This window comes from Lactobacillus intestinalis, assembly GCF_024397795.1.
Lineage (GTDB): Bacteria > Bacillota > Bacilli > Lactobacillales > Lactobacillaceae > Lactobacillus > Lactobacillus intestinalis.
In genome coordinates this window covers 159,300-175,931 of record NZ_CP072983.1, presented here as the reverse complement: position 1 = coordinate 175,931, position 16,632 = coordinate 159,300, and the positions used below count along the sequence as shown (strand labels likewise).

The window sequence follows — 16,632 nt, the reverse complement described above, 5'->3', positions numbered from 1 at the left end:
TGATCCAGGTTTATTTTATTTGCGTCCTAAAATTTGTCTGATTTTATCTGCAGCTTCATATTGTCCTGAGAAAACCACTTCATCCCCAGCTTCGATTACAGTCGAACCGTGTGGGGCAAGCCATTTGTTCCCACGTTTAATTCGACTCACCGTAATTTGATCGATAAAGTCCCAATCCTTTAGTTCTTGTCCAATATATTTTGGATTGCGTACAACAACGGAATACAAAATATTCTTCGTATCGGTCATAATTTGGTAAACAGCCGGTGATTCAATTAAAGCTCGCATCAATGAAGAACGAACATTGGTAAAATTAAACACTTCGATTCCGTCAGCACGCAACTTGCGGACAGTTCCCATATCAGGTTGCTGAAGTCGAATAATGACGCGCTTTATTTGCTCACTATCTTTAGCCATTTTAGCTAATTTCAAATTGATCTCATCACTATGATTTGCAGCCACAAAAATATCGCCATTAAAAGCTCCAGCTTTTTCTAAAGATTCTTGACTCAAATCCTTGATTAAACTTAAGCTCTGAACCTTACTCTTGTAAGTATTGTAGTTTTCTTCATTATCAGTAAACATATCAACTGAATACCAATTATCATGAAGGTCATGCATTACTGGCACCGTAAAAGTATTAGCACCCATAATAACCACGCGTTGTTTAATTCTGTCTTCTGGTAAAAGTCTAAAGCTAGAATTAAAAACGATTGGACTAACAATACATACAATCACCGCTGCTAAAATAAAAGCATCAGATTGCGTTGCAGTAATAGCATGTAATTTTCTCGCAACTTGCAAAGTAGGAAGCACAATTGTAATTGTAGTTGCCGTTAAAAATCCACCCGCAAAAGCATTCCGTCGAGCAAACTTGGTCATGTAAACTCCTACTACCGGCATTTTGGCAAGGAAAAAGAATAGTACCAAAATTGGCAATAGCATCAACGAACTTGGACGAGCAAATAAGGATCTTAGATTCAAATTTACACCCGTCATCATAAAGAAAATTGGAATAAAGAAACCATAACCAATGGAGGTTAGCTTATCCTTAGTTGCCTCACTTGGTTCCAAAAGTTTCATTACCATCCCTGCCAAAAATGCTCCTAAGATATTTTCAGCACCAACTCGCTCAGCCACGGTTACCAAGGCAAAAATAAGGAAAAACGCCAAACGAATATCTAATTGCGTGGTCGCTTTAGTAACTTTACTAAACCAGATGTATGGCTGCTTAAAACGATGTAATAGAAAAATAGCAGCCACAAATAATAGAATGATCAGCCATAATCTTTCCGCATTTCCACCATGAATCGATGCATAAATTGTTAACAACATTAATGGCACTACTTCCCCCATTACTGCTGTCAGCAAAATTGTCTGCCCAATCGGACGATTTAAGATTTCCTTTTCCTTTAAAGTGGCGATTACCACTCCCAAAGCAACCGTCATAAAAATAATTGTGGCCAACATTACTTCACTAAATAGCCCAATCCACTTCAAAATGAAGGCCAAAATGACTGCCATAATCGCCAATCCACAAAACGCAACAATTGCCGTTTTGAGTGGATCAACTTCTTTTCCTGCTTGAGACTTACCTTTGGGATTATTTTTTCTACTTAATAAATCAAAATCAATTTCCATCCCTGATAAAAACATCAATAGGATAACCCCTAAATTGGAAAGAAAAGTTAGATCATGAGTTGATGAAATAATATTAAATCCACTGGACCCCATGATAATTCCCACAATAATTTCAGCAACGGCCGTTGGCACATTAGTCACTCGAAATCGCGCCATAAAAATTGGAATCACTAATGCTAAAAGCACTACCAAAAATAAAGATAGTTGTTCCAATTCAATACCCCCTTCTATAATTACAAAAATTATACAAAAAAATACACCTTTTTCACACCGAAAAAGGTATATTCTTCTTAACTTAGAAATTATTAGCTTTTACAAATTGAGTTGGGCTAATTGCATAATATTTAATTCCTTGTATGGTGACTTTAGAGCCATAAGTCTTTACAGAATTTCCCTTCAAAAGCTTGGTAACTCCAACACGGACACCCACAGTATCATAAATGTAAGTATTACGTTTTAATACCCGGTCAGTCCCTTCAACATTAGTTGCATTAACGTATTCGTTTTTACCAATTTGTAAATACTTCTTCTTATTAATTGTCTTTTCACCAGAAACGTTTACAGCTACACCGGCTTTTTTCAAAGTTTTGGTCTTTTTGCCGTTTTCGTCATAAACATAAGCATCGTGCATTAAGGTTTTACCATTTGTGCTTGGTGCTTGAGTAACTGCAGTAGTTGCAGTTGGCTTCTTTTCAGCAGAAGCATTTCCCTCTTGCAAGTTGTAGTAATGCTGGATTAAATCGAAAAACTCATCCATTGAGTAACCCCAACTAGCAAAATAACCATCGGGATCGCCATGGTCGGTTCCACCTAAGAATTTTGAAACTGCCAGGTGAGACCAAACTGTTCCTTGGCCAGTTTTGGTGGCATTAGTCGGCGTCAAATTATAACGGTGCAAAAGCTTTGCTGCATAAACTGCATCATTATTGATACTTTTAGCAAAATTAGTTCGATCCGTTTCTTCACATAATTCAACTTGCATGAAGCGGTCGTTAGCCATTGGGCCTGCGCCCCACACACCATAATCAGGAGTCATCATTTGAATTACACCGTTATGATCAACGAATGCATGTACATAAGCATACATGTTCATCCATTCTCGGTTAAAATAAATCGCCTCATCATGGGCGGTCGCGCCGGGAGTTGCCGTTTCATGAATGACAATCCCCTCAGGTTTACCAGTTCTATACTTGATTGGATTTTCAGTATAAAACTTATTATATTTTATGCCTTCTGTTTTTAACATCTTATATAAGTAGGTAGTGCCACTATAACTGTATTGTTGTGCAATACTGTTCATGGTGGCTGCGTGCACTTTGGAAGTATTAGCTCCAAGGCCAATAGCGGTCAAACTACCAGCAGCTAACACTGCAAGCATTATTTTTTTAAATTTCATTCCATTTCTCCTTAATTCCCAACTGAGAAACTTCAATTTTTAATTAAAAGTTTGCCTTCTTAACGTATTCGTGAACACCAACCTTGTAGTATTTCTTACCTAAAATCTTTACTGCACTACCGTACGTGTTGACAGCTTGACCTTTCTTATACTTCAAATCGTTGTCGCGATTTGCGTATTGGTTGTAAACATAGGTGTTGTGTTTAAGAACTCTCATAGTTCCATCAATATTGCCAGCTGCAATGTATTGATTTTCGCCGATACGGTAGTACTTTTTGTTCTTGATAGTCTTAGTGCCATAAGTTGGAATGACATTGTCTTCTTGCAAAAGTTTAATATCTTTAATGCGTTCGCCCTTTTCATTGTAAACATAGGCATTGTGCATCAAGTTCTTTTCGACCTTAGTTGCACCCTTTGGCGCTTCTGAAGATGGAGCTGCTGGAAGTTGGCTGTCTTTTTCAAAAACAGTAGAGTTTACCCAACCCTTACCAGCAATGTGCATCCGCCGAGAACTATTGTAGTAAGTGATAGTCTTATCAACAGTTACCTTGTCGCCTTTGTTAATGGAACTTTCCTTCTTAGCCACTGAATGATCGGTTGGCCAGTTGTAAGTGTCAGCATTTTTAGAAACTGTGTAAGTTTTTGCTTCATTAGAAATCTTTGGGTCGTATTGGGTTAAGTCGTAAGTAGCAATTCTGTTATCAAGCATCTTGTTGTAATTACCGGCTGTGGCATAAGTCCCAGTCAAGGCCTTAGTTACAGCTTGATAAGAGTTAGCATTTTCAATCCAAGCACCCTTATAACGATTTGCGTCCCAACTTACGCCGTTTCTAAGCTTGTTGCCATTATCATCGAAAGATCCTTCATAAGTTGGATACTTTCTAAATGCGGCATTAATATAGTAGCTTTTACCGTTGCTTTCTTCGCGAGTTCTAGAAGTGTAGGTTTCGCCAGTCCAACCATCACCAGCTTTAATTCCGAAAAGATTATTAGCACTAGTAGCTAAACCTGAGCGACCCCAATCAGATTCAACGATTGCTTGGGCAATCATTACTGATGGGTATACACCATACTTCTTAGCTGCTTTTTGAGCTTGGCGTGAAGCTTTATCTAAAAAAGCTTGTTCAAAATCAGTAGCTGCTTTTGTTTGATGAGCATTTGCAGATTGAGCAAATGGCATCTCGTTAAGAACAGGTACAGCGGAAGTCAATAGCGCTGCTGCAGCGACACCTGCAAAAAATTTAGTCTTCATGAATTTAAAAGTCCTCCTTATAATGACAACTCTATTGTATATGCCTATTTGCACTAACACAATAGGTGCACGCTTTTTGTATCATAAAAGAAATGTATGCGCGTTCTTTTTAACAAAATTTTGTACTTCCATAATTAAATCCGCTATTTTCATTTGTGGAAATTTTAGCAAAACAAAATCGATACTTAGGGTGGAGGTCTAAGTATCGATTTTTTCTAATATAGGAAACCGTAAATACTATATTAGCTTAAGTACAGGTTCTTTCATCACCTGCTTCTTCATCTTATCACGTTTTTTCTTATTATATCCACAATCGCGCCACATTAAATTCTCGAGTACAATATTTCTCTCGCGCAACAGACCTAAAAAATCGCACCATTGTCTCTACCCACCTCCCCTCCCCACTTCAGCATGTTCAACTACCTCAGGAGAGTTATAAACTCCTGCCTCATGCTCGAATGGTTTTGTACATTATAGACCCTTTTTTTACTTGCTGAAGCCTTCTGCTCCTATTGCTAGTTTTTTGTTTTTCAAGGAGGATTTGACCACATGAAGAAAAATTTAAGAATCGTTAGCGCTGCTGCTGCTGCCCTCTTGGCTGTCGCTCCTATCGCTACTGTTGCTGTTTCAAATAACTCTGCTGTTGTTCAAGCTGCTGATGCTACTAACAGTACTTCAGACTTTTCACACATTAACTTGGGTGGCTCCCAACCTGAAAAGTACGTTGCTAACGTTAACCCAAGCTTTACCTTAAACGGTGCTACTGTAAATTCTAACAACCAAATCGTTGCTGATGGTAACCTTACTGGTAGTGTAACTGCAAATGTAGGTGGTGTTACTGCTACTGCCAACTTAGTTGATGGTGTTCACGGAAAGAGTGACGTTAAACTCTCATCTGTTAGTGCATACACTATTGGTACTCAAAGTGTAGCTGCAGGTACTACTATTTATGATGGTACTACTAGTGGCCCAGCTACTTCTCACTTCAACCTTGTAAAGGCTGGTCAAAAGTACACAATTACCATTCCTCAAGTTGGTTTTAACTTCGGTGCTAACAATGCTGGTAAGAAAGTAACTCTTGCATTACCTAAGAATATTGACGTTAAGTTTTCTAGCAACCGTTCTGGTTGGGCTGTAAGTGCAGATGGTAAAACTGCAACTGGTATTTTGGATAACAACGGTACTGTTAACGGCTTAACTATTACTGAAACTGTTACTGCATTTGATGCTTCAAATGTTAACAACCCAGTATTCTACAATGTAGCAACTGGTGAACAAGTAAATGATGGTACTGCAATGGTACTTGCAAACTACAATGGTCAACTTAACATTTCAAACCTTGTTTCAACTGTTAAGAGTAACTTTGTAGCTATTCAACGTACTACTACAACGGGTGATAACAACCAAAATGGTTCCGAAAACCAAAACCAATTTGTTTCAAGTAACGATCCTAACAGCCAACTTCCAATTGTAACTACTCAAGCTGAAGTTAAGGATCAATTAGAAAAGGCTGGTATTAAGGTTGATGCAGCTGGTAACTTTACTGCTCCTCATTCATTCAAGCTTACTGTAAAGGCAACTTCAGACATTAACGGTAAGAGTGCAGAATTACCTGTAACTTTCACTGTTGCTAACGTTGCTGCACCTAAGACTGAAGAAAAAGGTGTAGACAAGACCATTATGCACAATGCTTACTACTACGACAAAGATGGTCAACGTGTAGGTAAAGGCAAGATTACTCGTTACGAAACTGTTTCAGTTGTAGAAAAGACTGTTTCAATCAACGGTCAATCATACTACAAGTTAGCTAATACTACTATTGATGGTAAGGACGTTTACGTAAACGCTGATAACATTGATGGTACTAAGCGTACTTTGAAGCACAATGCATACGTTTACGCAACTTCAAAGAAGCGCGCTAACAAGCAAGTATTGAAGAAGGGTACTGAAGTAACTACTTACGGTGCACCTTACACATTCAAGAACGGTAAGAAGTACTACAAGATTAACAACGACAAGGTTAAGACTTACGTTAAGGCTTCAAACTTTTAATTAAGTAGTAATCTAATAAGAAACGAGACTTCGGTCTCGTTTTTTATTGCTAAAATTTCCTAGGAAATAAAAAGGCGGTGAATTTTGTTCACCGTCTTTTGCTCTCTAATTGGATAAGTTATAATAAGGATTAGGTTTTGCGAGTAATTAACGCAAAACTTAGTAACTATCATGGCTGCACACCCCTCAAAGATTTTCGAGTTACCGAGGTGAGAGCTATGACACAAATGGATAGACTGGAGGAACCCGGCTAATGATTGCTACTGCGATTGCAGTCAGTATCATTTTAGGTTCTGTTGGGAATTTGACAATTCGCTTGGCAAAAGCTTACGCGATAATCAAAAAAGCTAACCATAAAGGCTAGCTTCCCCAACATTAGTCATTCAAGTTACGCTTGGAGATAGGAAGTACCAGTTCCTATCTCCTTTTCTTTTTCATTATACTAAGAAATGAAAAATTGCGCAATTATTATTTATGACGTTTGTATTTTCAATAAAAAACTAGTAAATAAGCACTAATAAGTTTCTCTCTAAAAATCGCAAAAAAATTTTATAAAAGATAAAATCAGAAAACTGATAACAATGTTTTTTATAAAAAATCGAGACAGCTACACTAAATGTATATTGAGCTTATCGTAATTTGATACCGAAGTAGTAGATGGGATAGAAATCAAATATTTGCTAGATTAGTTGTTGGAAGAATAATTATTATTTGTTCAGAACTACTTCTAAAAATGGACAAAATAAAAACCGTTACTCTAAACGTCGAAATGAGTAACGGCTTTTTATATCTTCTAAAAGATACATTTTTGGCAAACTCTGATTGAGTTTATATTTGTGCAAATTTTGGTAAATTTAAATTCTCATGTTCGTGAGAAGCTAGCTGATCATTACCAAGCGCACAAAAAAGATAAAAGCAAAACCGTTACTTCAATTTGAGCTATATGAAGTAATGGCCTTTTAAAAATGTAAGCAAGTTCTAATACTTACATTAGTATAATACCACAGAAATTTGTGTAGATAATACAAATTTTGCCAGATTTCTAGTAGCACATGTTTCCTAGTGAAAGTAGGATATTTTTCTCAATTTTGCTATAATTATTTACGGCGTTTGTACTTCCCAATGCCATTTTCTGCATAGGGAGGTGACGAAGATGCAATTATGGCAAATTCTGATAGAACTTGTATTTGTGCCAATTTTGGTAAATTTAATTTCTCATATTCTTGAGAAATTAATTGATGAGAAGCTAGCTGATCATCACCAAGAGCACAAAAAAGATAAAAGCCACAAGCGCCACACACGCTAGCTAAGTCAACTCGCATTAATTTAATGTTTTAAAGTTGATGAAACAAAAACCGTTACTCATTTCGACGTTTAGAGTAACGGTTTTTTATATTTTCTAAAAGATGCAAGCAAATTCTGATACTTACATCAGTATAATACCACAAAAGTTTATTTTTTCAAAAGCTAAAAATCCACGGTACAATATAAAGCCCTCGTCCTGGAACTTTCAAGAATCCGCACCATGTCCTTTACCCACCTCCCCTCCCCACTTCAGCATGTTCAACTACCTCAGGAGAGTTATAAACTCCTGCCTCATGCTCGAATGGTTTTGTACATTATAGACCCTTTTTTTACTTGCTGAAGCCTTCTGCTCCTATTGCTAGTTTTTTGTTTTTCAAGGAGGATTTGACCACATGAAGAAAAATTTAAGAATCGTTAGCGCTGCTGCTGCCCTCTTGGCTGTCGCTCCTATCGCTGCTTCTTCCGTTACTGCTAATGCCGCTGTTACTGTTAACAACGCACCAGCTACTAATACTAACAATGAAAAACCAGCTGCCGGAACTGTAACTGTTAATGTTGCTTTGAACGCAAGTGCTGGTACTACTGCTGATGCTGCTGCAAAGAGTGTTAAAGTTACTGTAGCCGGCGCTTCACTTGCTGCTCAAGTTAACTCAGACTCAGTTAAGATCGTTAACGCTTCTGACAACAAAGTAGTTACCGGTGAACTTAAAGCAGGTGAGTCATACAAGGTTCAAGTTAGTGACTTGAAGCTTCAAGGCTTAACCACTGGTAACAATTATGCAATTGCTGGTGGTACTGTAGATGGAAAGACTTCTGCAAGTGCTTCCACTTTATTAAACGGCACTACTTTTGTTAGTGACGCATTTACTATCTACGACAAGAACTTCACTGGCACTCCAGTTGTTACTAACAACGGTCAACTTGTAACTAGTGGTTCTATTGAATTAAGTAATTCAACTGCTACGGTTTCAGGCTTAAGAGACCAAATCGACAACAACTATAAAGTAGTCAACTCAGACAGTTCAGCAAGTGCTAAACCAGTTGGATTTGAAAATCTTGAAACTGCAATTAGAACTGCTTTGAAGGATAGCAAGATTTCATTGAGACAGGACAAGAACACTTTTGATGTTCCAGCTGCTAGCTTCACAATTAATGCTGTTGGTTACCTTAACAACGGTCAATCAGTAAAATTCCCAATTACTGTTAAGGTTCCAAACAGACCTCAACCAACTAATGTTCCAGAACTTAAGCTTTCAAGTAGCGCTGCTAAGGAATACGCTAACGGTACTACTGTAAATACTTACACTCGTAAAGTTGCTGTTGGTTCAAACGTAACTGCAGATTCAATTGCTAGTGACTTTAGCGCAACTCTTCCTAACAACAAGAACGTTAGCTTGAAGATCAATGTTAAATCAAGCAACTTAAACACTGCTGTTGCTGGTAACTACACTGTAGTACTTGAAGCTACTGACAATGCAGGTAAGACTGGTACTGCTACTGTTAACGTACAAGTAGGTAATCCAGGTGTTACTAAGACTGTTTCAGCAGGTTCTGAAACTGCTAAGATTGTAACTATTAATGGTAACAACGTAACTACTACTAACGACACTTTAGAAAATGGTGCTAAGGTTAATACCTTCGGTACTACATATGTTGACGGCGTTTCATACACTCGTCTTAACAGCGAAAATTCTAACCAATACGTTGAAACTAAATACGTAGATGGTTCAATTAAGAATGAAACTGGTGTTGAAAAGACCATTATGCACAACGCATACTACTACACTAAGGCTCAAGCTGAAGCTGGTAAGGGTGCTGCTGGTGAACATGGTGATCTTGTAAAGCGTTACAACAAGGTAACTGTTGTAGAAAAGACTGTTTCAATTAACGGTAAGACTTACTACAAGGTTCCTAACAAGGATCAATACATTAACGCTGATAACATTTCTGGTACTCCACGTACTTTGAAGCACAACGCATACGTATATGCAACTTCAAAGAAGCGTGCAAACAAGAAAGTTCTTAAGAAGGGTACTAAGTTAAACACTTACGGTGCTCCATACAAGTTCAAGAACGGTAAGTCATACTACAAGGTATTTGACAATACTGACAAGACTTACGTAAAGGTTGCTAACTTCGAATAATTTAAGCAATTAAATTTTTCAGAATCAGTTCTTAATAAAAACGAGGCTTTGGTCCAATGTCTTAACTTAATGACATTTGGCATTAGCCTCGTTTTTTTGCTATTCTAAATTAAAATTTGAATTATTCTTAACTTATAAAGAGAAGCAAATGTTGCTATTTCCGATATTCAATAATGATTTTGGAACTAAAGATTAGGGAGCTCGAATAGTTATGGTAATTTTTTAATCAGGGTTGAAATTTTTACTCGATTAATGTTCAAATCAAGCATAGTATTATGATACGTTTTTTATGGTAATTAGGGATAAAATTTTATCTTTCTTCGATCTTCTACAGTTTCATAACCTCCACCTTTATGATTTTAAATTTTGATCTGGCTAAAATGGTGTACATCCATGGAAGCTATTAAGTGTATCACTACTTGTAGAATTTAGACATTTCCTTAGCCTATTTATAAAGCAAAAGGTGATCCAAAAGGACCACCTTTTTTATTTCCCGGGAAATTTAAGTACACAAAAAACAGGACCCGAGAGCCCTGTTTTTCGAAGAACTGATTCTGAAAAATTTAATTGCTTAAATTATTCGAAGTTAGCAACCTTTACGTAAGTCTTATCAGTGTTGTTACCGATCTTGTAGTATTGCTTACCGTTCTTGAACTTGTATGAAGCACCGTAAGTGGTTACCTTAGTACCCTTCTTCAATACTTGTTTGTTAGCACGCTTAGTTGAAGTCTTGTAGATGTAAGCATTGTGCTTCAAAGTACGTGAAGTACCATCGATGTTGTCAGCGTTGATGTAAAGGTTCTTGTTAGCAACCTTGTAGTAGCTCTTACCGTCAATTGAAACAAGCTTATCTACAACTGAGATCTTGTTGTAACGAGTAATCTTATCAGTACCAACACGCTTGCCGTCCTTACCGTAGTAGTAAGCGTTGTGCATAATGGTCTTTTCAACACCAGTTTCAGCAGTGAATACTGAAGTTTCTACGAATTGGTTTGAAGTCTTTGAGTTGATGCGAGTGTATGATACACCGTCAACAGTTACAGTACCAAAGGTTGCAACATTTGCGCCAGCCTTAACAGTGTCGTTAGTCTTAGTTGCAGTGTTACCGTTGATAGTGTAGATGTTACCTTCTTGAGCAACAGTCTTGTATGAAGCATCCTTAGCACCAACAGTTAAGTTGAAAGTAAGAACAACTGACTTACCGTTAGGGTTCTTAGCAGTTACAGTAACTGGGTAGTTACCTGCAACAGCAGTGTTAACCTTTGAAGTATCTACTGAAACGCTCAAGTTGTTTGAGTCAGTTGATGAAACAACAGCCTTGAATGCATCTTCGATAGCCTTAGTGTTTACAGTACCGTTAACAGCTACGTTGTTGAAGCTTTCGTTTGGCTTCAAAGTAATAGCTTGTGAGTGATCGTACTTAGTACCATTGTAAGTAATTACTGGGTTTTCACTGTAGTTAGCAGCTTCTTGGTATGCGTTAACAAGAACTGGGAAGCTAGTAGTCTTACCGTTGTTAGCCTTAACATTTACATTAACAGTGAATGCATTTGCAGGAGCAGTGAACTTACCGTTGTTCAACTTGATGCCTGCAGTGTTAAGTGATGATTCAACATCAGCAGTAAGGTTGCTCCAGCTAGCCTTTGCAGTACCATCGATTGCAGGTGCATACTTGCTTTCGATTGCATTAACGATAGCTGATACAGTGTTTTCCTTTAATGAAACAGCACCAGTTGAAACAACATTGTTACCTTCCTTAACGTAAGGAGTACCAGTTAATGAAGCATCAGTTAATTGGAATGCGTCACTAGTAAAGGTTACGTTTGAAGCAAGTGCACTTGCGCTGTAGTGCTTGTTAGCGTTTGCAGTAGCATTTACAGTACCACCAGCGATTGAGTAGTTAGTACCGTTTACTAAGCCGTTGAAGCCTAAGCCGCTAACTTCAACTTGGTAGCTGTCAGTAGCGTTTAATTTAGTTGAAAGATCAGTGATCTTCTTACCGTTAGCTAATAAGCTTACATTAGCAGTCTTGAAACCAACGAGGCTTGCACCAGTTGCTGATAACTTAACACTGTTGATTGCATCTTGGGCAGTAGTCTTGCCAGCAGTAGCAGTTAAATCAACGTTTACAGTAACAGCGTTTGCAGCTTCAGTTGGGTTTTGAGTTGCTGGTGCGTTGTTAACAGTAACAGCGGCATTAGCAGTAACGGAAGAAGCAGCGATAGGAGCGACAGCCAAGAGGGCAGCAGCAGCAGCGCTAACGATTCTTAAATTTTTCTTCATGTGGTCAAATCCTCCTTGAAAAACAAAAAACTAGCAATAGGAGCAGAAGGCTTCAGCAAGTAAAAAAAGGGTCTATAATGTACAAAACCATTCGAGCATGAGGCAGGAGTTTATAACTCTCCTGAGGTAGTTGAACATGCTGAAGGGTCAGCATGCGTACAGACCACCTGCCTACAAGCCGTCCTATTACTTACCACGCTTCATATTGTACTAACCTGAAAGCAAAAACGCAAGCGCAAATACCCCTCAAAACACATTTGTAATAATACTTTGGGCCTAAAAATAACGATCTAAATTTTCATAATTAGGCGCAAAGGCAGATATATCAGTAAAAAGCGAGGGTCTCCCCTCGCCTTAAAAATCTTAAATTCTTTTATTACAGATTTTAAAAATTTTACAAAATATTAACAAAATTTGCTCATTTAGTAACATTTCGAGTTCTTCATTTACGCATTCTTAATCTGACTTTGAGAACTTTTATTAATTCTATGATCTGCAACAATAACTCAATACTAATCTTGCTTGTCCTCAGCATCGTTAAACACATCAGTAACCACACGTTCAACATATTGAGCAGACTGAGGAGTCTTATACATATCCACTTCTTCCTTTTCGAAGATATTTGCCCCGCTAATCACATCCATTGCCTTACGTACTGCTTGTTCATCCAAGTTTTCTAATGGATTAGCCACAGACAAGTTAGTCTTTTTGTTTTTACTATTTAAAAATGTTAACTTCAAAGTTTTAGTAGTTTCTGCCATGATGATTCTCCTTAAATTTGCTTTAGTTCTTTATTTTCATTAAATAGATAATTAATTTGCGCTATCGCTCACAAGCGCCACGCCATGCTTTTGAATTAAGACTGCGGCGCCCAACTTATCACCTTGTAAGCCAGAGATTGCATCCCCCACCTTACTAATTCCTTCCGCAGTCGCATCTTTTCTCACATTTTTCAAAATGCGCTTCTTAAATCCGTCGGTGTATTTTTCATTGTTGAAAGTGTATTGCACTAATTGTTCAATTAGTTCCATGTTCATGTTGTTTTTCCGTCCTTCATTTTTTTGGAATATAGATGAATTTTCATAAGAATCACGCGCGAGATATCTTACACCACTAATAACGTCTGAAGGCTGTAATCTGTAACCAAGAATTTTATTTTTCTAAAATTGGTTGAATTTCGAATCTGTTATAATAAGGTAAAAACAAAAAAGGAGGCCGCTATAATGAAACGGGCCACCATTATCATTGCTAGTATTTTGGTAATTTTAGGAGCGGGCGGATTATTCTACACCAAGCAATTTTCCCAGAATTCGGAATCCACTCCTCAAAAAGCCACATATAATAGTAAAAATAAGAAAAAAACTGCTCAATCTACTTCCAATTCTCAAAGCTCTGAATCTAGTTCAAGCAAGAGTCTAGACTCAAGGTCTGCTGAATCAGGGTCAACGTCAAGTGAGGAACATTCTTCTGCTTCCCAATCTAGCTCAAAGACTGCTAGCTCTGCTTCTTCCAGCTCTAGTTCAGAAGAAAAAACTCCATCTTCTAAGCAATCGACCGGTAACGCTGGCAAAGTTAAGAACGGCGCTGGCGCCATGGGCGACCACAAGATTAAAGGCGAAGAAGTGACTAAGCCAACCATTGACGCGATCAAGAAGCGCATGGATTCTTTAGGCTACAATTCCAGCGCATGGAGTCCACAAGACGTGATCAACATGTACCGCAAGGCTACTGATAATGGTCACGATTCTGTTGATTCAATCACTAAAGAAGACATCCAATCCTACCTGAAGAAGTAGACAACAGTTGCTTTTATCTGTTAAACTAGGTAGAATTACAGTTGGCTTTTTAGTATTTTTTATTTTACTTAAAGGAGCTGATTAACTGTTAACAAAAATCTGGAAAATATAGAGATTTGTAGATAAAAACAAAAGATTAAGCTTATTTAGAAAGTTAAACATGGAAAATAGGCTTTGATTCAATTTTTACTTGTTTTGCTTTATCTCTTTAGATAAACTTATGTTTGTATTTAAGGAGGTGAAGCAATGATTAAAACACAAGTAGTTAAGCTAAAAGTTAATAAGACCATGCAAAAGCATCTTGATGCTTTGTGCGATTATCGCAGATACTGCTGGAATAAAGGCTTAGAAACTTGGCAATTAATGTATGAAGCTCATACATTAAACAAAAAAGACAATCCCAGTCCTAACGAACGCAGAGTTCGCGATGAATTAGTGGCTAATAAAGCCGATTGGCAATATGATTTGTCAGCTCGATGCTTACAATTAGCTGTTAAAGATCTAGCTAATGCTTGGAAGAACTTCTTTGATAAAGCTCAGCCTGATTGGGGCAAGCCTAGATTTAGATCTAAGAAGGCACTTAGACAAGGCTTTAAAACTGATCGTGCCAAGATTGTGAACGGCAAGCTCCGTCTTGATCGTCCAAGAAGCATTTCAAAAAATAGTTGGTTTGATTTGTCTAGTTATGAAGCCTTAAAGATGGATGAAGTTAAGGTAGTAAGCATCTTCAAAGAAAAAGATAGTTATTACGCAGCTCTTCCTTATGAAGAAGAGATTTCAGCTAAGACTAAAACTCATCAAAAAACGGCAGTTGATATCAATGTTGGTCATTTCAACTATACCGAGGGGCAAATCATTGTTTTGCCTGCTAAATTGCAAAAGCTGTATAAGCGGATTAAACATTATCAAAGAGTCTTAGCACGCAAAAGAAAGGTTAACGGTAAGTTGGCTGCTAAATCCAATAATTACTTTGCAGTGAGAACCAAATTGCAAAGAGATTATCGCAGAGTAGCTAATGTCCAAAATGATCTTTTACAGAAGTTTACTACTAAGCTTGTTAATGATTACGACCAAATTGTAATTGAAGACTTAGCAATAAAGCAAATGATGATGACACATGTAGCTTCCAAAGGTATGCACAGATCGTCGTTTGGCAAGTTTAGACAAATCTTGACATATAAGTGTGATTGGTATGGCAAAGAATTGATCTTAGCCGATAAAACCTACCCATCAACACAAAGGTGTGCTCAGTGCGGTTATGTTAAAAAAGGTGACGAGAAGATCACTTTGCAAGGCAATAAAAAATACGGCACAAAGCATAATGAGTATATCTGCTATGAATGTGGCTACAATAATAATCGAGATGAAAATGCAGTATTAAATCTTTTAGCTTTAGCATAATAAAAAAATAAACGGGGCTGGCTAGGCCCTTAAGCTGGAGGAGCTGGTTAATGTGATTACTCCTATATTGGAATATCAGAATACTAGTGAAGACGACAGCAAATGAAACAAAGAAAGGAAAAAATATATCTTTCTGATATGTAGAAAATTCGCATTCTTCTACATATTTCTATGTTTTATATAGCAGTGCGGCACTTTGACTGAAGAAGAAAAAAACACTAATACAAACGAAGAAGAAAACGATGAATTAAAGGTTGTTATGCCTGAACCAAATCGTGTTGTTATGACCCCTGAAGTGTTCAAGGAACAACCTGATTACTTGAAGGTTTTCGCTAACTTCTACATTGCACAATTCGATCAACGCGACTTGGAAATCATGAACTTGTACGACACTGATCATAATGTTGTGGACATCAACCACTACTTGATGGTGAACATTCACTTCCCACGCAAGACTTTGATCAAGAATGTTTTGCAATATCATGATTACAACTTCAAGAGCATCTTAGAAGAAATCAAGAAGGACGAAGACATCGATCCAGAAAGCATGACTACTTATGAATCATGGGCAGACTGGTACGAAGCTCGTCGTAAGAAGATTCCTGGTTCTTTATCATAATTGAAGACCATATTGAGACACCTGCATTTTGCGGGTGTTTTTTGTACAAAAAAGGCTTCACAAAATATGATGTCTTTTCTGCTATACTATAATTACCTTGTAAAGAAAGAATTATATTCAAATCTTGACGGCTGATAAACAGGCATACCGTTGGCACTCGATGCAGTGTATTGGTAGTACACCCCAGCCAAGCACCTTAACAAAAAGTTTCTATGTTTATCATCTTCTTGAAAATTAAGCTCTTGGTGTGTGGGCTTCCCATACACCTTTTTTATTATATCCAGATTTTCACTTCATGCAGAAAAAAGACGGTCATTACGACCGCCAGCTTTTAGTGAAATTAAAAAACCGCTATAACGTTTTTGGATGAACTGTAGCGGTTTTTTACACCATTACTAATCCACCGTTAAATTAACAGCTCTGTTTCTAAAGAAGTGCTATTCCCGTAGCGCTTCTTTTTTATTTCATATATATTTTACCCTAAAAAAGCCAAACAATAGAACAAATCTACTTCTATACAGTGCAGAAATAGCCTCTTCCTACTTTCCATCCCTCAACCCATTTTCCTTGTCTCTCTCACCTAGCAACTTTTCTTCAAATTTGTCAAGCAATAAATCCTATGAGAATATAGTAAAAAAATCCCCATTTAGGGGTTGAAACATTAGGTTAAATAGACGAAAATAGATATGTTTTAGAATTGGAATGTCTCTTAGGCATTCCTTTTTTACAAACGGGAGTAATAT

Annotated in this window: 12 protein-coding genes; 6 read left to right on the top strand and 6 right to left on the bottom strand. The window is 37.4% G+C overall.

The window, feature by feature from the left end; translation table 11 throughout:
- Positions 1 to 15 precede the first annotated feature (15 nt).
- From KBW87_RS00840 to KBW87_RS00830, 3 genes are all read right to left on the bottom strand, one after another.
- A complete protein-coding gene (locus KBW87_RS00840) occupies positions 16 to 1,854 on the bottom strand; it encodes a monovalent cation:proton antiporter family protein (RefSeq protein WP_057809335.1) in 1,839 nt (612 codons plus the stop codon).
- An 82-nt stretch (positions 1,855 to 1,936) separates the two neighbouring features.
- The gene (locus KBW87_RS00835) at positions 1,937 to 3,037 is read right to left on the bottom strand and encodes an SLAP domain-containing protein (RefSeq protein ID WP_057809333.1); all 1,101 of its coding nucleotides are present in this window, start codon (positions 3,035 to 3,037) and stop codon (positions 1,937 to 1,939) included.
- Between the two features lie 43 nt (positions 3,038 to 3,080).
- Entirely contained in the window at positions 3,081 to 4,289 is a 1,209-nt protein-coding gene (locus tag KBW87_RS00830) for an SLAP domain-containing protein (RefSeq protein WP_057809331.1), read from the bottom strand.
- A gap of 549 nt (positions 4,290 to 4,838) precedes the next feature.
- On the opposite strand from KBW87_RS00830, the gene KBW87_RS00825 reads away from it, so the two are divergent.
- The 3 genes from KBW87_RS00825 to KBW87_RS00815 all read left to right on the top strand — a co-directional run bounded on the left by KBW87_RS00825 (position 4,839) and on the right by KBW87_RS00815 (position 9,790).
- Complete coding sequence (locus KBW87_RS00825; RefSeq protein ID WP_255807129.1) at positions 4,839 to 6,341, top strand: SLAP domain-containing protein; 1,503 nt, start codon at positions 4,839 to 4,841, stop codon at positions 6,339 to 6,341.
- Positions 6,342 to 7,494: 1,153 nt separating this feature from the next.
- The gene (locus KBW87_RS00820) at positions 7,495 to 7,647 is read left to right on the top strand and encodes a hypothetical protein (protein WP_157055121.1); all 153 of its coding nucleotides are present in this window, start codon (positions 7,495 to 7,497) and stop codon (positions 7,645 to 7,647) included.
- A 391-nt stretch (positions 7,648 to 8,038) separates the two neighbouring features.
- A complete protein-coding gene (locus KBW87_RS00815; RefSeq protein WP_255807127.1) occupies positions 8,039 to 9,790 on the top strand; it encodes an SLAP domain-containing protein in 1,752 nt (583 codons plus the stop codon).
- Positions 9,791 to 10,366: 576 nt separating this feature from the next.
- Here the strand turns inward: KBW87_RS00815 and KBW87_RS00810 are convergent.
- The 3 genes from KBW87_RS00810 to KBW87_RS00800 all read right to left on the bottom strand — a co-directional run bounded on the left by KBW87_RS00810 (position 10,367) and on the right by KBW87_RS00800 (position 13,110).
- Positions 10,367 to 12,073: an SLAP domain-containing protein gene (locus KBW87_RS00810; protein ID WP_255807126.1), complete on the bottom strand. Its 1,707-nt coding sequence runs from the start codon at positions 12,071 to 12,073 to the stop codon at positions 10,367 to 10,369.
- Positions 12,074 to 12,585: 512 nt separating this feature from the next.
- Complete coding sequence (locus KBW87_RS00805; RefSeq protein WP_057810281.1) at positions 12,586 to 12,834, bottom strand: DUF2922 domain-containing protein; 249 nt, start codon at positions 12,832 to 12,834, stop codon at positions 12,586 to 12,588.
- Positions 12,835 to 12,885: 51 nt separating this feature from the next.
- Entirely contained in the window at positions 12,886 to 13,110 is a 225-nt protein-coding gene (locus tag KBW87_RS00800) for a DUF1659 domain-containing protein (protein ID WP_057810279.1), read from the bottom strand.
- Positions 13,111 to 13,296: 186 nt separating this feature from the next.
- Between KBW87_RS00800 and KBW87_RS00795 the strand changes: the two genes are divergently transcribed.
- The 3 genes from KBW87_RS00795 to KBW87_RS00785 all read left to right on the top strand — a co-directional run bounded on the left by KBW87_RS00795 (position 13,297) and on the right by KBW87_RS00785 (position 15,889).
- Positions 13,297 to 13,869, top strand: coding sequence for a hypothetical protein (locus KBW87_RS00795; protein ID WP_057810277.1), 573 nt, complete (start codon positions 13,297 to 13,299; stop codon positions 13,867 to 13,869).
- 246 nt (positions 13,870 to 14,115) lie between these two features.
- Positions 14,116 to 15,270, top strand: a complete 1,155-nt coding sequence (locus KBW87_RS00790) for an RNA-guided endonuclease InsQ/TnpB family protein (RefSeq protein WP_255807125.1) — start codon at positions 14,116 to 14,118, stop codon at positions 15,268 to 15,270.
- A gap of 196 nt (positions 15,271 to 15,466) precedes the next feature.
- Positions 15,467 to 15,889 (top strand): hypothetical protein, encoded by a 423-nt coding sequence (locus KBW87_RS00785; protein WP_057810203.1) that lies wholly within the window; start codon positions 15,467 to 15,469, stop codon positions 15,887 to 15,889.
- Positions 15,890 to 16,632: the final 743 nt, after the last annotated feature.